The following is a 17,513-nucleotide window of genomic DNA, read 5'->3' on the forward strand; positions in this document are numbered from 1 at the left end:
GCGTTCTGCGCGACCGCGCGCACCGCTCCGGTCGACGGTTCCACAGCCACGACGACGGCCGGCTGCGGCACCGCGGCGACCGCAGCCTCCGCGCGCACCTGCAAGCCGAGATCGATCGTCGTGCGGATGTCCGGCGCGTCCGTCCCGTCGACCCCGGTCACCCGCTGCGCCGACCCGTCCACATCCACCGACTGCACGACCCAGCCCGCGGCCGCGTCCTGCCCGTCCTGCCACATCTCGGCCAGACCCGACCACACCGGCGACGCCAGCGCCCGGTCGACGGTCAGCAGCCGTGTCTGCGGGGCCAGCGACACCCCGGGCAACGCTGCGAGCTGTGCTTCGACCCGGGCCAGGTCCTCGTCGCGCAAGGTCACCGCCGTCACCGGTCCGCCCCCGGCCTCCGCGAGATCCGCCGCCAGTGATTCCGCCGTGATCGTCGGCACGACCGTCGCCAGCACCGGCGCGACCGCAGCGGGGTCGGCGGTCGGGTCGAGGTTCACCAAGGTGACGACCCGCTGTTCCATCAGCGGCTGCCCGTTGCGGTCCAGCACCGACGCGGGAGTGCCCTCGGCCCGGAGGTACCGCAGGGACGTGTCCGCGGTCAGCCCGGGCGCGAGCACGGCGGGATCCCAGCGGATGCGCCAGCCGGCGTCGCCGTCGACCGCGGACCCCGACGTGCGATAGGACCACTCGCCCACGCTCGGTGCGGGCTCCGGGGCGGCCGGCGTCGCCGAAGTCTCCCCGGCGTCGGTCTCCCCGGCCTCGTCTTCGGCCGGGTCGGGTCCCAACCGCCACGCCACGTCGAGTTCGAAGGTGTCCTCGTCCCCGGTACCAGCGAGCGTGACGTCGGGCGAGTCGGAGCCGAGTCCTTCGAACAACCCGTCGATGGTCTCGGCTGCGGCTGTGGGATCGGTGGTCAGCGCTGCCGCGGCCTGCACGTCTCCCGCCTCGAGTGCCTCCGCGAACTGCTGGGCGACGGTCTCCGGCTGATCGGGTCCGGTGGAGCAACCGGCCACCACGAGCGCACCCACCGTCAGCACCACCGGCAGGACCATTCGTCGTCGAAGAGTGCGCACTCACTCGATCATGCCCGAGTTCGTTCACCGGCGCCTGTCACCACGCGGCGTGCCGGATGCACGTAACGGAAACCACGCGGCGGTTCGGAATCCGCTCCGGTAACAGCACGGGCGGATTCCGAATCATGAGGCGGATCCCGGCGCGCAGCCGGAAGCGGCCGCGCTCACGCTCCGGGACGGAGTGCGGTCGCCACCTCCTCGAAGGCGGTTTCGAGGTGCGCGGCATAGCGTTGTGGAACCCGGATGATCTCCGGGGACGTCAGCACCGTCAGGGTCAGGTCGTCGCCGAGACCGATCAGCCCGTGGGTGACGGTGGCCTCCGAGGTCAACGACGGGCAGAGGGTTCCGAACAGCATCGGCCGACCGGCCAGCGCCCACGGACCGTCGCCGCCGATCCGGATGCTGGTCAGCATCGTGTGCATGCGCGGACCAAGACGGGCATCGACGCGACGCCGGTGCGCGGCCAGTTCCACGGGGAGCAGGAACGACGGAATCGCGTTCGTGTCGGTCAGGCGCCGCACGGACGCGGCTTCTCTGCGTTCTACCAGCGACGCCAGCACCGCCGCGGCGCGTTCCCGGATCGAGTCGATGTCGGGGCGCAGCGCGACATCCGCCCAGTCGATGCTGTTGATACCGACTGCCTGCACCTCATCGGCGAACGCGATCGTCACGAACGCTGTCAGGTCCGGCGGGCACTGTCCGGCGACGTCGGTGAGATACCGCTCGAGCGCAACCGACATCGCCGTCAGCGCGAGCGCGGTGACCGTGAACCCCGTCGGGAGCGACCCGGCGCGACCGAGACGCAGCACGAGCAGCGTGCGCCGGTCGCCGGGTTCGGAGTTCAGCACGGTCCGGGTGAGGCTCGCCGGTGGAGCAGAACCCTGGGCAGCGGTCCGGGCATCGCGCAGCGCGGCACCCATCGTCCGCAGATAGTGCACCGTCGCGCGCGGAGCCCGGGTGATCCCACGCGCCGCGGCGAGCGCACGGTTCACGCGCGGGACGACCGGATCCAGTCCCGGGAAGTGCACCGGCTCGGTCCTGTCGCCGAACAGCGCCTCCGACAAGGGATTCAAGATCGGTCCCGTGATCAGTGAATGGTTCCCGCGCAACACCACGACGGTCCCGGGCGTGGTCGTGCCGGGGACGTTCCGGACGTCGTGGAACACGTCGATTCGCCAGGCCGTGGCGCGGACGTCGAGCGGGGTGGCGGCGAGCTGTTCGAGTACCCGGATCAGCGCCTGCCAGTCGAGTCCTGTCCGCCGATCGTGGACCACCCGGTCCTCCACCGGCCGGTCGTCGGCCACCCAGTACGCGTGGTCCAGGTGTCCGGGAACGCCGACGAAACGACGGTTCATCGGCGCCCAGAACCCCGCACGTCGCCGGAAGTGTTCGGTGATCTCCGCGGCGGTCGGGGGCGTCCCGGTCCCCGAGTCGAAAACCCAGAAGAGGAGTGTGTCGAGGTGATGACCGCGATCGGCTTCGAGAACATAGGTGGCGTCGATCGGCCGAACCTGCGATGTCGGTCCCACTGCACTCCTTCGTAGCGTGTCGCGAAAACCGGTTGCGCGTTCCGAACCGTGTGCATACCGTAGTCACGTCACGTTGTCGCCGATCGGAGAAGGCCCTTGCTCCTGTAGAGGTTTCGCACCCCGCACGTTCCCCGTGCGATCCGTCGCTACCTCCAGGAGTTCTCATGTCCTCTCCCATCGGCATTTCTCTTTCCGACCTGCACTACGAGCATCCCGACGGCGATCCCGTGTTCGACGGGCTCGACGCGACGTTCCCGCTCGGCCGCACCGGTCTCGTCGGACGGAACGGATCCGGAAAATCGACTCTGCTGCAGATCGTTTCGGGGAACCGCAAGGCAACGCGCGGATCGGTCACGACACGCGGGCGTGTCGGTTACCTCCCGCAGGACATCACCCTGGACCCGGATCTGCGAGTCGAGACGGTCCTGGGGATCGGCGAGGTCCGGGCCGCGCTGCGACGCATCGAATCCGGCGACGGAACCGCCGCGGACTTCGACACCGTCGGCGATCGCTGGGACATCGAGGAACGCGCGATCGCGACCGTGCACAGGCTCGGTCTCGACCGGATCCTGCAGGACCGGAACGACTTCGATCGCACCGTCGGAACCCTGTCGGGCGGTGAGACCGTTCTGCTCGCGCTCACGGCGCGACTGCTCGACGATCCGCAGGTGCTGTTGCTCGACGAGCCGACCAACAACCTCGACACCGCCGCGCGGGGCAGGTTGTACGAGGCGTTGCGGCAGTTCACCGGAACTCTCGTCGTGGTCTCCCACGACCGCGACCTGCTCGAATCGGTGGATGCGATCGCCGAGCTGCGCGACGGCGCTCTGCGGCTGTTCGGCGGCAATTACAGCGAGTACGAGCGGATCGTCGCGGCGGAACAGGAGGCCGCGCAGGCGGCGGTCCGCGACGCCCGCAACGACGTGCGCCGGCAGGCCCGTGAGCTGTCCGCCGCGCACATCATCCTGGATCGCCGAGAACGCTACGGGCGCAAGATGTTCGAGAACAAGCGGGAACCCAAGATCATCATGGGGGCCCGCAAGCGTGCGGCGCAGGAGTCCGCGGGTCGCCTGCGTCGCGAGCACGAGGGCAATCTCGAGCAGGCCCGGGAGCAGCTCACCCGCGCCCAGGAGGCGGTGCGGGACGATCGGGAGATCCGGGTGGACCTCCCGGCCACCGTGGTGCACCCGGGCCAGCGGGTTCTCGACGAGCCGCTCGAGATCGTCGGGCCCGAACGCATCGCGCTGCGAGGGCCGAACGGTTCCGGGAAGACGACGCTGCTGCATCGCATTGCGGACGCCGGGCCCCGAGTGCCGTTCGCGTTGCTTCCGCAGCGGCTCGACGTGTTCGACGACGACCTGTCCGTCGCGCAGAACGCGGCGCTGCGCGCACCCCATCGCACCCCGCAGGACATCCGGGCGCGCCTGGCGCGCTTCCTGTTCCGCGGCGCCGACGCCGACCGGCCCGTCGGGGCGTTGTCGGGAGGCGAGCGTTTGCGGGCGGCGCTGGCGATCCTCCTCGCGGCCGATCCGGCACCGCGGTTGCTGATGCTCGACGAGCCGACGAACAATCTCGATCTGCCGAGTCTCGGACATCTCACGCAGGCGCTGCTGGCGTTCGAGGGTGCGCTCGTGGTGGTGTCGCACGACGAACGGTTCCTCGCGGAGATCGGCGTGACCCGATCGGTCACACTCGGAGGATGAGTCGAGCGATCAATCCTGTCGACGGCACCGCCGTCGCGTACGCGGCGGTGGGTCCGGCGGACGCTCCCGCGCTGCTGCTCGCGCACGGGAGCGCCCTGTCGTCGGCGATCTGGCGGGGCTTCGGGTACATGGCGGCGCTGCGTCAGCGATACCGGCTGCTCCTGCCGGATCTGCGCGGGCACGGCCGCAGCGACAAGCCCACCGATCCCGATTGCTACGCAATGGATCTCGTCGTCGGCGACCTGCTCGCGGTGCTGGACGACGCCGGCGTCGAGCGGGCTCACGTCATGGGCTATTCGTTCGGGGCACGGTCGGTGCTGTCGCTCGCGGTCGCAGCCGAGGACCGGGTGCGGTCGTTGATCGTGGGCGGTGGCAGTGCCCGCCCGCAGGCCGGGGCGTTCGACCGGTTGTTCTTCCCCGGCTGTGTCGACGTTCTCGAACGCGACGGCATGGAGGCGTTCCTCGACGCCTGGTCCGCGCACCGGCAGTGGCCGGTCGACGCCGCGACCCGCGCGGCGTTCCGTGCGAACGACGACCGCGCCTTGGCCGCCTATTTCCGCAGGTCCGAGCAGGAACCGGGCATCGCCGACGAGGCACTCACGGCGCTGCGGGTGCCGACCCTGGCGTTCGTCGGATCGGAGGATCTCCTTCGGGTGCCGGACACGCGGGCGCTGGCGCGGACGATTCCCGGCGCGCGGCTCGCGGTCCTGCGCGGATTCGACCACGCCACCACGATCGCCGCGAGTCGCGAGGTGCTGTCGGTGGTCGAGCCCTTCCTGGCCGCTGCCCCTCGTGCGTGATTTCGGTAGCGGCCGCTACCGAAATCACGCACGGGGCCCGGACTACCCGTCGGTGCCGTCGACCCACTGCACGAGCTGGAACACGACGCCGTTGGGATCGAGCATCTGGAAGTAGCGCTCCCCCCACGGCTCGGTCTCGATCGGGGTGACGATGCGGGCGCCTTCGCCTCGGAGCCGCTCGTATTCGGCGTCGATGTCGTCGACGACGAACGCCACGAGCGTCCCCTGCCCGGCGGCACCGGCATGGCTGGCCGGTTTGAAGGTGCCGAGCCCGGTACGCAGGAAGATCAAGTTGAATCCGGCGTCCTCGCGGGCGAGGGACACGAAACCGTCGGCGGACATCTCCGGAGCGAAACCCAGGTGCCGGATCGCGAACTCCGCCGACGCCTCGACGTCCGCGACATTGAGGGACAGGGCACTGCCGGTGATCTGCACGAGAACCCTCCTTCTTGTGGGATGCCGTCGGTTAACGTACACCGTACGGCAATTGTTCCCGGAGGTCCGGCAGGTTGTCGCGTGCACGCCCGGCAGGCACCATGAAAATGCCCCGAACACCCGCTCCCCTCGGAGGCACCCATGACCGACATCGATACCGCCCCCACGGTCGAGTCCCTCGCACAACGCGTCCTCGACGCGTCGCTGGGAACGATCGACCTGATCTCGATGTACATCGGCGACCGACTCGGCTGGTACCGCAGTCTCGCCACGGACGGGCCGGCCACCCCGGAGGAACTGGCGGCCCGCACCGGCACCGATACCCGTTATGCACGCGAATGGCTCGAACAGCAGGCCGCGACCGGGCTGCTCGTCGCGAGCGACGGCGATCCGCGGACATACACCCTCCTGGACACCGCGGCCGAGGTCCTCACCGACGAGCACAGCCTCAACTACCTAGGCCCGCTCGCACGTATGCTGTGCGGTTTCGCCGTCCATCTGCCCGAACTGCTCGACGCCTACCGCACCGGCGGCGGCGTGAGCTGGGCAGACCTCGGCGCGGACGCGCGGGAATCCCAGGCCGCGATGAACCGGCCGTGGTTCGAGAAGGCCCTGCCGTCGGCGCTGGCGTCGGTGCCGGAACTCCACGACAGGCTGCGGAAACCGGGGATCGAGATCGCCGACATCGGTTGTGGTGGAGCATGGTCGACGATCGCCCTGGCGCGAGCGTACCCGCAGGCCCGGGTGACCGGCTACGACATCGATCCGGCGACCGTAGCCCTCGCCACGTCCAATGTCGCCGAACACCCGGATGTTTCGGATCGCGTCACTATCATCGAAGCGGATGCCCAGGAACTTCCGGAAGGACGATTCTCGGCCGCGTTCGCGTTCGAGTGCATTCACGACATGCCCCGGCCCGTGGAAGTGCTCGGTGCGATGCGACGGGCACTGACCGACGACGGCGTGGTCGTCGTGATGGACGAAGCGGTCGCGGACGAGTTCACCGCACCCGCAAACGAAATCGACCGCCTCATGTACGGGTTCAGCCTGACGTGCTGCCTGCCCGACAGCATGAGCCACCCCGGCTCGGTCGGGACCGGAACGGTGATGCGCATGTCGACGTTGCGCCGCTACGCGCTCGAAGCCGGGTTCGCCGACGTCTCGGTCCTGCCGATCGAGAACTTCGATCTGTGGCGCTTCTACCTGCTCACCACGTAGCGATCGTACGGCCGCCCCGACCGCGGCCGCACGATCCGTTCCGACTCCTCGCTACTCTCCCGCGAGGTCGGCCGACAGGTCCGCGACCACGACGCCCTCAGGCACCTGGACCTCCTCGATCGGTTCCGGCCGGTCGTCGAACTCGAGCTTCAGCGCCCGGCACATGGTGGCGTGCATGTCGTACATGCAGGTGATGTACGTCAGTTCGAGGATCTCGGAGTCGGAGAGCTCGGCCTGCAGGGCGGCGAACACCTCGTCCGGTACGCGGCCCCCGTCGTGGACGAGTCCGTCGGTGTAGGCGAGCACGGCACGTTCGAGCGGGGAGAACAGGTCGCTGATCTGCCAGGACGGGATCGCGGCGATCTTCTCCTCCGGCATGCCGAGCGACCGCATCTGCTTGCAGTGCTGCGAGAAGACGAACTGGCTTCCGCGGGCGTACCCGGCGCGTCCCTGGCCCAGTTCCCGCAGGAGGGGATCCAGTTTCGCGTTCCGGTAGAGCGCGAACCCGCGCACCGCGTGCCGGAACACCGCGGGCGACTGGGCGAAGACCGTCCACCAGTCACCCGGGGTGGCGTGGATGGTGCCGTGATCGACGGCGGGATCCTTGTCCGGGCCGAAGAGCCTATCGTAGAAGAACAGGATCTTCTCGTCGGTCACCTCGGCGCGCGGGACCTCACGAAGTCGGGGCATGGCGGTTCCTTTCGGGGTTGTCAGCGGACGCTCGTCGCGCGCCGGTCGGCGGCGGTCTTCGGCTCGTGCCGGACGTCCTCCGCTGTGAACTCTCGTGTCCAGCACGCGAATTCCAGAAGAGCACCGTCCGGATCCTGGAAGTAGAACGATCGGACGAAGGTGCCGGCATGCACCTCCCGGGACACCCCCGCGGGGCTGTCGTCGTGGTTGAGGACACGGCTGACCGCGATGCCCTCGGCCTTCAGCCGGGTGCGGTACTCGTCGAACTTCTCCGGCGGCACCGCGAAGGCGACATGGTTCATGGAGCCGACGGCGCTGGCGAGTTCACCCTGGTCCGGCAGGCCCTTGGGTGCGGCGATACCCGGTGCCGCGTCGGGGGCATCCGCGAGCCAGAAGAACGCGAGGGTGTTCCCTCCTCCGCAGTCGAAGAAGAAGTGCTGGCCGAGTCCGTCGGGCAGGTCGAGTGTCTTGACGAGCGGCATGCCCAGCACACCCGAGTAGAAGTCGATGGTGCGTCGCATGTCGGAGCACACGAGCGCGAGGTGGTTGATTCCGCGGAATTCGAACTTCGGATCCGAGTTGTCCATTGCGATCCCTTTCGGCGCGATGACGAGGAAGAATGTGTCGTGGCTGTGGCCGAAAAATGACTTGACAGTCATGTCATCTTCTTGGATAGTTTGACCGTGGCCAAGTCATCTGTCAACACCCCGTCCGTCCCTGCACCGGTCGACACCCTGACCGCACGCGGCCGCAAGACCCGCGATGCACTGCTCGACGCTGCCCGCACCGTGTTCGAGACCGTCGGCTTCCCCGACACGCGGGTCGAACAGATCTCACAGGAGGCCAAGGTCTCCTACGGAACGTTCTACCGCTACTTCGAATCCAAGGAAGACATCTTCCGCGAACTCAGCACCCGCCTGTTCGAGGACGTGCACCGTCGCGAACCCGCGGATTCCGACCTGTCCCCCGCCGCCCGTCTCGTCGCGTCCAACCGCTCCTACTACCAGGCGTACCGGCGCAACGCGCGACTGATGGCGATCGTCGAGCAGGTCGCGACGTTCAACGACGAGTTCCGCGCGCTGCGTCAGCAGCACCGCCAGCAACTGGTCGAACGGACGTCGCGGGCGATCGCCCGCTGGCAGGCCGACGGGCTCGTCCGCTCCTCGCTCGACCCGGTGTTCGCGGCCCGCGCCATGGCCGCGATGGTCGACCACACCCTCTACCTCTGGCTCGTCCAGGGCGACGAGGCCGACGAGGAACGGCTGCTGGACACCCTGGACCAGATGTGCCTCGGTGCACTGGGACTCGACCCCGACACCGCACAAAGCCGCGAGGAGAACCCTGCCCCATGAACGGTATGTCCCCATGAACGACCTCGCCGATCGCTTCTTCGCCGCCGTCGAACGCGGCGACGAGGCGACACTCACCGAGCTGTACGCGCCCGACGCGCGTATCTGGCACAACGACGACGGCCTCGAGCAGACCGTTTCCGCGAACCTTCGAGTACTGCGGTGGCTCGCGCGCACGCTCGAGGACTTCCGTTACGAAGACATCCGCCGGCACATCCTGCCCGACGGATTCGCTCAGCAACACGTGGTCCGCGGCGTCCTACCGGGGCACGGCCCCCTGGAGATTCCCGCCGGCCTGTTCGTCCGCGTCGAGGACGGACACATCTCCCGCATCGACGAGTACGTCGACTCCGCCGCGATCCGCCCCCTTCGCGAAATCGGTTCCCGCAACCGAGCATCGCGCACATAACACGAGAGGCAGCACTGGAATGATGGTGAACCAGCCCGACGGCGAGATCGCCGACCTGCGCGCCCGGATGCGCGCCTTCATCGACGGCGAGGTCATCCCCGCCGAACCGGTCCTCACCCGTGAGGGTGACGACGCCCGGAAGACGCTCGACGGATTGCGGTCCCGCGCCAAGGAACTCGGGCTCTGGGCTCTCGGACACCCGGCCGACATCGGTGGCGGGGGCGTGCCGTTCCTCGACTTCGTCTACCTCAACGAGATCATCGGACGCTCCGAATTCGGCCAGCTCGCAGTGGGTTCGGTGTCCATGCAGGACACGCTGATGCTGCGCAAACACGGCACCGAGGAGCAGAAGAAGCGGTGGATCCCGCCGCTGGTCGCCGGGGACTTCCTGCCGTCCGTCGGCCTGACCGAACCCGACGTCGCCGGCTCGGACCCCACCCTGATCGAGACCCGGGCGGAACTCGACGGCGACACCGGTGGTGAACCACTTGTGGCCGTTGATGACCCAGGTGTCGCCGACGCCGGATACTGCTCCGTCTTCGCCCGCACCGAGCCCGAGACCGCGCCGCGCCACTCGCGGATCAGCGCGATCATCGTGCCCACCGACACCCCCGGATTCGAGATCGTCCGCTCGATCCCGACCATGGGCCACGACCCGAGCGACCACTACGAGGTCCGGCTCACCGACGTCCGCGTCCCGGCCGCCAACCTCCTCGGGGAGCGCGGCAAGGGGTTCGTCGTCGCCCAGGATCGTCTCGGACCCGGCCGGATCTTCCACTGCATGCGCTGGCTCGGCCAGGCACAGCGGGCATTCGAGCTGATGTGCGAGCGCGCAAACAGCCGCTACGTGCACGGCACGCTCCTCGCCGAGAAGGGCGAGATCCACCGCTACGTGGCGGAATCGGCAGCCGAGATCCACGCGGCGCGGCTGATGACCCTCGATGCGGCCCGTGCCATGGACGCCGGCGAGGACGCGCGGGTCCAGATCGGCCTGATCAAGTTCTGGGGAGCCCGGATGCTCCACAACGTCGTCGATCGTGCGATCCAGGTCCACGGGGCGCTGGGCCTGACCGGCGACACCCCTCTCGAGGAGATGTACCGCCGCGCCCGGTACGCGCGGATCTACGACGGCCCCGACGAAGTGCACCGCATGTCGACGGCGCGTCGTCTCCTGCGCGACCCCGAGGCGGCACCGTGGCGATGACCGAATCCCCCACCACCACACTCGCCGACGGCATCGCCGACGTCCTGACCGATGCCCGGGGCGAAACCGTCACGGTCGCGGACGTGCACCGGCTCACCGGCGGGGCGAGCAGGCAGGTGTGGTCTGTCGAGGCCCACACCTCGGACGGCAGTCCCCTGCCGGTCGTGCTGCGCCGCGACCCGCCCGGCCACGGCGACGCCGACCGCATGCGCGCGGAGACCGCGTGCCTGCGCGCCGCGGCCGCGGCCGGCGTCCCGGTCCCCCAGGTCCTCGCGGCCGGCGACACCGCACCGGGGATCGACGCGCCCTATCTGCTGATGAACAGGGTCGACGGCGAATCGCTCCCGCGCAAACTGCAGCGGGACCCGGAACTCGTCGCCGTCCGGGCCGAGCTCGCCGAGCAGATGGGATACGCCCTGGGCCTGATCCACCGCAGCGACGTCGCCGAGGTGGCGATGCTCGATTCCGGGGATCCGCTCGACGCGATCGAAGCGGTGTACCGGGAATTCGACGAGCCGCGCCCTGCCGTCGAGATGGGATTGCGCTGGCTTCGTGACCATCGACCACCGGTGCGGCCGAAAGCGCTGGTACACGGTGATTTCCGGATGGGCAATCTGCTCGTCGACCGAACCGGGATCCGCGGCGTCCTGGACTGGGAACTCGCCCACCTCGGCGACCCCATCGAGGACCTGGGCTGGTTGTGCGTCCGCGCCTGGCGGTTCGGTGCCGAGTTGCCGGTCGGTGGCATCGGCACCCGCGAGCAACTCGTCGACGGATACGAACGCGCCACCGGGATCCGCCCGTCGGACGCCGAACTGCACTGGTGGGAGGCCTACGGCACCCTGCGCTGGCTCGTCCTGAGCCGATTCCAGGCGCAGCGGCACCTCAGCGGCGAGGAGTTCTCCCTCGAACTGGCGTCCATCGGACGCCGGGTGTGCGAATCCGAGTACGACCTCCTGCTCGTGCTCGGACTCCTCGACGACCCGGGCGAGGCGCCCGAACGGCGTTCCGCGACCGCCACGGTTCACGACCGGCCGACGACGAACGAGATCGTCGATCTCGTCGCCACCACACTCACCGACGAGATCGCGCCCGCTCTGGCCGACGATTCCGACCAGCAGCGCTACCTCTTGCGGATCTGCGTGAACCTCCTGCGCATCGCCGGCCGGGAACTTGCCGCCGGGGACGACGCCGCGAACGCCCTGCGCGCTCGCCTCGGCGAACTCGGCTGCGCTACCGAGGCCGACCTCGCCACCGAAATCCGCTCGGGTGCTCTCGGTTACGACGACGTCGCCGTCCGCAGGGCCGTCTCGAGCGCTGTCCTCACCAGGCTGCGGGTCGCGAACCCGCGGCACCTGGTTCCCTGAAATTCGAAAGGCATTCCATGTCCGACCTGCTCGGCGCCCGGACCGCGACGCGGCCACAGTTGCGCCGCCTGCTCGACGCCGGATCCCCGGTTCTCGCTCCCGGTGCCTACGACGCACTCACCGCGCGGCTGGCCGAAGCCGCCGGATTCTCCACCGTGTACATGACCGGATTCGGCACCGCCGCATCACTGTTGGGACGGCCGGACGTCGGTCTGCTCACCGCGACGGAGATGGCGGACCACGCCCGCCGGATGGTTGCGGCCGTCGACGTACCCGTCGTGGCCGACGCCGATACCGGCTACGGGAATCCGATCAACGTGATCCGCACCGTTCGCGACTACGAAAACGCCGGCGTCGCAGCGCTTCAGCTCGAGGATCAGGTCTCGCCCAAGCGGTGCGGCCACATGGCCGGAAAGGCGGTGATTCCCGCCGGGGAGATGGTCGCCAAACTGGAGGCGGCGACCGCGGCACGGATCGACCCGGATCTGCTCGTCATCGCCCGCACCGACGCGGCGGCGGTCGAGGGTATCGATGCGGCGATCGAGCGCGCGAAGCGCTACGCCGATGCGGGCGCGGACCTGCTGTTCGTCGAGGCCCCCGCGAGCGCCGACGACGTGCGCAAGGTCGCGTCCCGGCTGAAGGGCCACCGCCTGGTGTTCAACTGGGTGGAGGGTGGCCGGACCCCGGGTCTCCCCCTGGACGAGCTCACCGACCTCGGGTTCGCCCTGGTGCTGTTCCCGATCGGTGCGCTCCTCGCGGCGACCCGGTCGGTGCGCGAGTTCTATGGGGCGATCCTCCGGGACGGAACGCCGCGCGCGGTGCTCGGCGAGCTGCCGCCGTTCGACGAGTTCACCTCGTTCATGGGTCTTCCCGAGATCGACGACCTCGGGCAGCGTTTCGCCGAACGATGATCGGACTCCTACCGGTTCCACGACGAAGGCCCTCGGCTACGAGCCGAGGGCCTTCTCGTGGGATCGAACAACCGCGAGATCAGGCCGTCGTGGATCGGGCGACGGTGGCGAGATCGGGTGCGGTGTCGCGGCCGTCCGCCACCGGCCGGGTGTCCCGGCGGCGGCCCGGAATCCGGGCGACGACGGGACCGAGAAGACCCCGGATCACGCTGATGACGCCGTACGGCAGCACGAAGATGAACAGGATCAGCGCCGCACCGTAGGTGATGCCCGCGGCGGACTGGTTGATGTCCGCGGTCCATTGCGGCACGTACACGACGAACAGGGCACCGAACACGACACCGGGGACCGTGCCCAGTCCGCCGACGACGATCATCGTGATGAACGCGATCGCGAGCGGCAGCCCGAACGCTTCCGGGCCGACGTACTGGACGACGAAGCTGTAGAGCACGCCGCCGGTGCCGGCGAGGGCGGCACTGAGGGCGAACACCGTCGTCTTCGTCCGGGTGGCCGGAACACCGAGTGTGGTGGCGACCGCTTCGTAGTCGCGAATCGCGATGAGCGAGCGGCCGATCCGGCCGGTCGAAAGCCTGCGGACCACCAGGTACGCGACCAGCGCGACCACGAGGCACAGGTAGTACACCCACTGGTCCCGCTCGAGGCCGCTGAACCCGGGCGCGTCGGCAGCGGAGATGTTGATGCCGGCGTGACCGTCAGTCACGTGTTCGAACCGCTTGATGACCGCGGGCGTCACCAGCGCCAGACCCAATGTGGCCAAGGCGAGTTGGAGCCCGCGTAGCCGCAGCGCCGGCAACCCGAAGGCGTACCCCACGAGGTAGCACACGACGAAGGCGAGCGGCAGCAGCAGCAGGTACGGCACACCGTGGTTCTCGACGAGGACCCCGCTGAGGTAGGCCCCCACGGCGAAGAAGAAGCCGTGGCCCAGCGAGATCTGACCGGTGTTGCCGGTCAACAGGTTCAGGCCGAGCCCGACGACGATGTACACCAGGACCATCGACCGGTCGAAGTTCACGTACGGCGCGGACACGAGGGGGGCGACGACGGCGACGAGGACGACGGCCACGACCGTGACGCGTGAGAGCCACAGCGGCGCATCGAGCTCGGCTCGCGGTCGGCGGAGTGAATCGAGGAATGTCATACCCGTGCAACCTTTCTGGTCCCGAACAGGCCCTCGGGCCGTAGCAGCAGGACCCCGAGGATCAGGGCGAGTGCCACCGCCTGTTTGAAGTCGTGCCCGATCCACGAGATGTAGGTGCCGGCAAGGTTTTCGGCGACCCCGACGCACAGTCCGCCGACGATCGCGCCGACCGGGCTGTCGAGTCCTCCGAGCACGGCGGCGGCGAACGCGTAGATCAGGGAGGCGACCAGCATGTTCGGCTGGAGGAACAACTGCGGAGCCGCGAGCGAGGCGGCGAGCGCACCGATGGCGGCGGCGAGCCCCCAGCCGATGGTGAGCATCGACCCGACCGGGACACCGATCAGCTTCGCGGACTCCGGATTCCCGGCGGCAGCGCGCATCGCCAACCCGATCCGGGTGCGCTGGAAGAGGACGAACAGCAATGCCGCGACCACGACGACCGCGCCGACGATCACCACCGACTGACGGGACATCGCGACCGGCCCCAGGGTGATCGCCGGGCCGGACACGATCGAGGGGAACTCCTTGCTCTGCACGCCCCAGATCCAGCCCGCCGCACTGTTGAGCACGAGCATGAGACCGAGCGTGATGATCACGAGCGGCATGTGGTTCGGGGACGAGGCGAGCGGCCGGATGAGCACCCGTTCGGTGAGGGCGCCGAACAGGAAGGCCACCACCATCGCACCGGCGATCGCGAGATAGAGCGGGGCGCCCCACTGGTGGAACTGCCAGGCGCAGAACGCCGAGATCATCGCCATCTCGCCCTGCGCGAAGTTCACGATTCCGGATGCCCGGTAGACGAGGACGATGCTCAGGGCGAACGCCGCGTACAGCGCCCCCCAGGTCAGGCCGTCCACGACTTGCTGAAGAAACACCTGCATGACTGAAACTCCTCCTCAGTAGCCGAGGTAGGCGCGGCGCACCGCGTCGTCGTGGGCGAGAGCCGCGGCGGGGCGCTGGGCGACGACGCGCCCGGCGTCGACCAGGACCGCCGAGGATCCGATCTCGAGTGCCAGGTGGGCGTTCTGTTCGACGACGAGAATGGTTGTGCCCGTGTCCTCGTTGATCTGCCCCAGCGCGCGGAACACCTCCTGGGTGATGCGGGGGGCGAGTCCCAGCGACGGTTCGTCGAGCAGGAGCAGCCGCGGTTCGGGGACGAGGGCGCGGGCGATCGCGAGCATCTGCTGTTCGCCGCCGCTGAGGCCGGCGGCGAGCTGGGTGCGGCGTTCGCGCAGGCGCGGGAAGAACTCGTACCACCGCTCGATGGACCGCGTCGTGGCGGCCTGCGACGTCGTGTACCCGCCGATGAGAAGGTTCTCCTCGACGGTGAGATCACCGAAGGTGCCCCGCCCCTGCGGAACGTGGGCGATACCGAGACGTGCGATGCGGTCGGTCCGCATGCCGCTGATGTCGCGGCCGTCGAACACGATCCGCCCGCTGGTGTGCACCATCGCGCAGATCGATCGGAGGATGGTCGTCTTGCCGGCACCGTTGGCGCCGAGGACCACCGTGACCTCACCGGCCGGAACGTCGAAGTCGATGCCGTGCAGGACTTCTGCGTTCCCGTATCGCGCGTGGAGATCGTGGACGGCGAGCAGGCTCATGCCGCACCTCCCAGATAGGCCTCGACGACCTCCGGGTGTGCCGCGACCTCGGCGGGGTCGCCCTCGGTGATCTTCCGTCCGAAGTTGAGCACGACGATCCGGTCGGAGATGGACATGACCATCGCCATGTGATGTTCGACGAGCAGCACGGAGAAGCCGCGTTCGTCGCGGAGGTCGCGGACGGTCTCGGCGAGTTCGAGGACCTCCTCGTGGATGAGGCCGTTCGCCGGTTCGTCGAGCATGAGCAGCTTCGGCCGCTGCATGAGGGCCCGGGCCAGTTCGACGCGTTTGAGCGTCCCGTACGGCAGGTTGCCGGCCGGTTCGAGCCCGACGTGGGCGAGGTTCATTGCCTCGAGCAGCGCCCACGCCTCGTCGCGTTCGTACCGCTCCTCGCGCCGTGCGGCCGGCGAACCCAGTGCGGTACGCACGAATCCGGCGCGGGTGCGCGAGTATGCGCCGCTGAGGACGTTCTCGACGACCGTCATGGTGGGAAAGAGCCCGATGTTCTGGAAGGTGCGCGCGATGCCTGCCGCGGCGATGCCGTCGGCGGGCAACTCCAGCAGGTTCGTGTCGCCGAACGTGATCCGGCCCGAATCGGGCTGGTAGAGCCGCGAGATGCAGTTGAAGAGCGTCGTCTTACCCGCGCCGTTCGGTCCGATCAGTCCCATGATGGTTCCGGGGGCGATCGAGAACGACGGACCGTCCAGGGCGACGACGCCGCCGAAGCGCAGCCGCACGTCCTCGACCCGCAGTTCCGGCACGGCTGCGGTGTTGCCGACCGCCGCGCCGGTGTGCACCGTCACCGGTCCTCGCCGCGGGTGACCACGGCGTCGTAGTGCCAGCTGCCGTCCCGGAAGGTCATCGGGGCCATCGACGTGATCGCGTACGGGTAGTCGGGGGTGGTGTCGAAGGTGATGCCCTCGATGGACAGGTCCGTCGTCACCCCGTCGAGGTTCCGGACCGCGTCGAGCAGATCCGTTCGGCTGCAGCCGTCCATCTGCTCGAGAGCGGTGACGAGAAGCTGTGCGGTGTTGTAGCCGGTTGCCGCGATCGTGTCGGTGCTTGCGAAATCGCGCGCGTGCCGGGCGGCGAATTCACGCCACTTCGCCACACCGGGCCTGTCGTCGTGTTCGGGGCTGCTCACGTCGTAGATCCAGTAGAACGAGTGGATTCCCTCCGCGGCTTCCAGGCCCGCGGGTGCGAGCACGAAGTTCGTGTCGGTCGCGCCCGAGTAGATGTATGTGTCCGGATCCCAGCGCAGTTCGTGGGCCTTCTTCAGTGACTGGGTCACGAAGCTCGCGGTCGCGAAGTTCATGAAGACGTCGGCGCCCGAGTTGGCGAGGTTGACGACCTGCGAATCCACCGACGGCGTGGTCGGTTCGTACGACTGCCGTGCGACGATCTGCGCGCCGCTGCCCTCGAGAGCGGCTTCGAGTGCGGCGAGGCTGCCGCTGCCGAGGCTGTCGTTCGGGTAGAGCACCGCGATCTTCGCGTTCGGATGTCGAGCCAGCATCTGCTCGGCGTGGGCCGAAACTTCCCATCCGGTCTGAGGATTCACGGCGCCGGCGACGACGGGACGATCGGCGGCGGAGGCGAGCAGTTCGTCGCTGCCGGTCATGGGGAAGACCAGCGGGACGTTCTTCGACGACAGGTAGTCGACGACCGCGAGGGTCGACGGCGTCCCGACGAGGTTGTGGATGGCGAAGACCTGTTCCTGTTCGACCAGGGAGCGCACGTTGCCGACGGTGCGTGCGGGGTCGTAGCCGTCGTCGAGGGCGGTGTAGACGATCCGGCGGGTCCTACCGTCACCCATCGTGACGCCGCCGTCCTGGTTGATGTCCTCGAACAGGGCGGTCGCGGCCTTCGCCTGCGGACCGGCGACGGACTGCATCAGGCTCGAACCGAACCGGATCTCGGTGTCGGTGATGCCGGGATCGCATTCGCCGGCTTCGATCGTGGTGCCGCGACCGGAACAGGCGGTCAGCACGGCGGCTGCGGACAGGGCGGTCAGGCCCACGGCGAGAGTACGTTTCATGATCGCTCCGGGGAGGGTGGGGAG

Annotated in this window: 17 protein-coding genes and 1 pseudogene; 8 read left to right on the plus strand and 10 right to left on the minus strand. The window is 68.8% G+C overall.

Features of this window, described 5'->3' with window-relative positions; all coding sequences use genetic code 11:
* Positions 1–1,055 (minus strand): annotated as a pseudogene (locus I0Q12_RS33260) (penicillin-binding protein); the annotation flags it as partial.
* A 185-nt stretch (positions 1,056–1,240) separates the two neighbouring features.
* Positions 1,241–2,605 carry a wax ester/triacylglycerol synthase domain-containing protein gene (locus I0Q12_RS34945; protein WP_197253492.1) on the minus strand — a complete coding sequence of 455 codons (1,365 nt, stop codon included), beginning with the start codon at positions 2,603–2,605 and terminating at the stop codon, positions 1,241–1,243.
* Positions 2,606–2,769: 164 nt separating this feature from the next.
* Here I0Q12_RS34945 and I0Q12_RS18940 point away from each other — a divergent pair, with 164 nt between their 5' ends.
* Together I0Q12_RS18940 and I0Q12_RS18945 are read left to right on the plus strand one after the other, a co-directional pair.
* A complete protein-coding gene (locus tag I0Q12_RS18940; protein ID WP_197253494.1) occupies positions 2,770–4,308 on the plus strand; it encodes an ABC-F family ATP-binding cassette domain-containing protein in 1,539 nt (512 codons plus the stop codon).
* Positions 4,305–5,108: an alpha/beta fold hydrolase gene (locus tag I0Q12_RS18945; RefSeq protein WP_197253502.1), complete on the plus strand. Its 804-nt coding sequence runs from the start codon at positions 4,305–4,307 to the stop codon at positions 5,106–5,108. The genes I0Q12_RS18940 and I0Q12_RS18945 overlap by 4 nt, the downstream gene beginning before the upstream one ends.
* 42 nt (positions 5,109–5,150) lie before the next feature.
* Here I0Q12_RS18945 and I0Q12_RS18950 read toward each other — a convergent pair whose 3' ends face one another.
* The gene (locus I0Q12_RS18950) at positions 5,151–5,543 is read right to left on the minus strand and encodes a VOC family protein (RefSeq protein ID WP_197253512.1); all 393 of its coding nucleotides are present in this window, start codon (positions 5,541–5,543) and stop codon (positions 5,151–5,153) included.
* A gap of 141 nt (positions 5,544–5,684) precedes the next feature.
* Between I0Q12_RS18950 and I0Q12_RS18955 the strand changes: the two genes are divergently transcribed.
* Positions 5,685–6,761: a bifunctional 2-polyprenyl-6-hydroxyphenol methylase/3-demethylubiquinol 3-O-methyltransferase UbiG gene (locus I0Q12_RS18955; RefSeq protein ID WP_197253514.1), complete on the plus strand. Its 1,077-nt coding sequence runs from the start codon at positions 5,685–5,687 to the stop codon at positions 6,759–6,761.
* 51 nt (positions 6,762–6,812) lie between these two features.
* Here the strand turns inward: I0Q12_RS18955 and I0Q12_RS18960 are convergent, their stop codons facing one another.
* Both I0Q12_RS18960 and I0Q12_RS18965 read right to left on the minus strand, forming a co-directional pair.
* Entirely contained in the window at positions 6,813–7,451 is a 639-nt protein-coding gene (locus I0Q12_RS18960) for a carboxymuconolactone decarboxylase family protein (protein ID WP_197253516.1), read from the minus strand.
* 20 nt (positions 7,452–7,471) lie between these two features.
* Positions 7,472–8,038 carry a VOC family protein gene (locus I0Q12_RS18965; protein ID WP_197253542.1) on the minus strand — a complete coding sequence of 189 codons (567 nt, stop codon included), beginning with the start codon at positions 8,036–8,038 and terminating at the stop codon, positions 7,472–7,474.
* A 96-nt stretch (positions 8,039–8,134) separates the two neighbouring features.
* On the opposite strand from I0Q12_RS18965, the gene I0Q12_RS18970 reads away from it, so the two are divergent.
* Genes I0Q12_RS18970 through I0Q12_RS18990 form a run of 5 tightly spaced genes read left to right on the plus strand, consistent with a single transcriptional unit; the run spans position 8,135 to position 12,691 of the window.
* The gene (locus tag I0Q12_RS18970) at positions 8,135–8,803 is read left to right on the plus strand and encodes a TetR/AcrR family transcriptional regulator (RefSeq protein WP_197253518.1); all 669 of its coding nucleotides are present in this window, start codon (positions 8,135–8,137) and stop codon (positions 8,801–8,803) included.
* Between the two features lie 13 nt (positions 8,804–8,816).
* On the plus strand, positions 8,817–9,209 hold the full coding sequence (locus I0Q12_RS18975; RefSeq protein WP_197253520.1) for a nuclear transport factor 2 family protein: 393 nt from the start codon (positions 8,817–8,819) through the stop codon (positions 9,207–9,209).
* Positions 9,210–9,228: 19 nt separating this feature from the next.
* Positions 9,229–10,413 (plus strand): acyl-CoA dehydrogenase family protein, encoded by a 1,185-nt coding sequence (locus I0Q12_RS18980; RefSeq protein WP_197253522.1) that lies wholly within the window; start codon positions 9,229–9,231, stop codon positions 10,411–10,413.
* Complete coding sequence (locus tag I0Q12_RS18985) at positions 10,410–11,780, plus strand: phosphotransferase family protein (RefSeq protein ID WP_197253524.1); 1,371 nt, start codon at positions 10,410–10,412, stop codon at positions 11,778–11,780. Before I0Q12_RS18980 ends, I0Q12_RS18985 begins: the two co-directional genes overlap by 4 nt.
* Before the next feature lie 17 nt (positions 11,781–11,797).
* Positions 11,798–12,691, plus strand: coding sequence for an oxaloacetate decarboxylase (locus tag I0Q12_RS18990; protein WP_197253526.1), 894 nt, complete (start codon positions 11,798–11,800; stop codon positions 12,689–12,691).
* A 79-nt stretch (positions 12,692–12,770) separates the two neighbouring features.
* Here the strand turns inward: I0Q12_RS18990 and I0Q12_RS18995 are convergent, their stop codons facing one another.
* The 5 genes from I0Q12_RS18995 to I0Q12_RS19015 are packed head-to-tail and all read right to left on the minus strand — an operon-like array spanning position 12,771 to position 17,489.
* The gene (locus I0Q12_RS18995; protein ID WP_197253528.1) at positions 12,771–13,850 is read right to left on the minus strand and encodes a branched-chain amino acid ABC transporter permease; all 1,080 of its coding nucleotides are present in this window, start codon (positions 13,848–13,850) and stop codon (positions 12,771–12,773) included.
* Positions 13,847–14,731, minus strand: a complete 885-nt coding sequence (locus I0Q12_RS19000) for a branched-chain amino acid ABC transporter permease (RefSeq protein ID WP_197253530.1) — start codon at positions 14,729–14,731, stop codon at positions 13,847–13,849. The genes I0Q12_RS18995 and I0Q12_RS19000 overlap by 4 nt, the downstream gene beginning before the upstream one ends.
* Positions 14,732–14,746: 15 nt before the next feature.
* Positions 14,747–15,454 carry an ABC transporter ATP-binding protein gene (locus tag I0Q12_RS19005; protein WP_197253533.1) on the minus strand — a complete coding sequence of 236 codons (708 nt, stop codon included), beginning with the start codon at positions 15,452–15,454 and terminating at the stop codon, positions 14,747–14,749.
* Entirely contained in the window at positions 15,451–16,257 is an 807-nt protein-coding gene (locus tag I0Q12_RS19010) for an ABC transporter ATP-binding protein (RefSeq protein WP_248675496.1), read from the minus strand. Before I0Q12_RS19010 ends, I0Q12_RS19005 begins: the two co-directional genes overlap by 4 nt.
* Positions 16,254–17,489, minus strand: a complete 1,236-nt coding sequence (locus I0Q12_RS19015; protein ID WP_197253534.1) for an ABC transporter substrate-binding protein — start codon at positions 17,487–17,489, stop codon at positions 16,254–16,256. The genes I0Q12_RS19010 and I0Q12_RS19015 overlap by 4 nt, the downstream gene beginning before the upstream one ends.
* Positions 17,490–17,513 lie beyond the last annotated feature (24 nt).

Source organism: Rhodococcus sp. CX, assembly GCF_015865005.1.
Classification (GTDB): Bacteria; Actinomycetota; Actinomycetes; order Mycobacteriales; family Mycobacteriaceae; genus Rhodococcus.

Excerpts from the sequence above, each read along its gene's own strand:
- I0Q12_RS18940 (WP_197253494.1), top strand. The coding sequence starts at position 2,770 with ATGTCCTCTCCCATCGGCATTTCTCTTTCCGACCTGCACTACGAGCAT.
- I0Q12_RS18945 (WP_197253502.1), top strand. The coding sequence starts at position 4,305 with ATGAGTCGAGCGATCAATCCTGTCGACGGCACCGCCGTCGCGTACGCG.
- I0Q12_RS18955 (WP_197253514.1), top strand. The coding sequence starts at position 5,685 with ATGACCGACATCGATACCGCCCCCACGGTCGAGTCCCTCGCACAACGC.
- I0Q12_RS18960 (WP_197253516.1), bottom strand. The coding sequence starts at position 7,451 with ATGCCCCGACTTCGTGAGGTCCCGCGCGCCGAGGTGACCGACGAGAAG.
- I0Q12_RS18965 (WP_197253542.1), bottom strand. The coding sequence starts at position 8,038 with ATGGACAACTCGGATCCGAAGTTCGAATTCCGCGGAATCAACCACCTC.
- I0Q12_RS18975 (WP_197253520.1), top strand. The coding sequence starts at position 8,817 with ATGAACGACCTCGCCGATCGCTTCTTCGCCGCCGTCGAACGCGGCGAC.
- I0Q12_RS18980 (WP_197253522.1), top strand. The coding sequence starts at position 9,229 with ATGATGGTGAACCAGCCCGACGGCGAGATCGCCGACCTGCGCGCCCGG.
- I0Q12_RS18985 (WP_197253524.1), top strand. The coding sequence starts at position 10,410 with ATGACCGAATCCCCCACCACCACACTCGCCGACGGCATCGCCGACGTC.
- I0Q12_RS18990 (WP_197253526.1), top strand. The coding sequence starts at position 11,798 with ATGTCCGACCTGCTCGGCGCCCGGACCGCGACGCGGCCACAGTTGCGC.
- I0Q12_RS18995 (WP_197253528.1), bottom strand. The coding sequence starts at position 13,850 with ATGACATTCCTCGATTCACTCCGCCGACCGCGAGCCGAGCTCGATGCG.
- I0Q12_RS19000 (WP_197253530.1), bottom strand. The coding sequence starts at position 14,731 with ATGCAGGTGTTTCTTCAGCAAGTCGTGGACGGCCTGACCTGGGGGGCG.
- I0Q12_RS19005 (WP_197253533.1), bottom strand. The coding sequence starts at position 15,454 with ATGAGCCTGCTCGCCGTCCACGATCTCCACGCGCGATACGGGAACGCA.
- I0Q12_RS19015 (WP_197253534.1), bottom strand. The coding sequence starts at position 17,489 with ATGAAACGTACTCTCGCCGTGGGCCTGACCGCCCTGTCCGCAGCCGCC.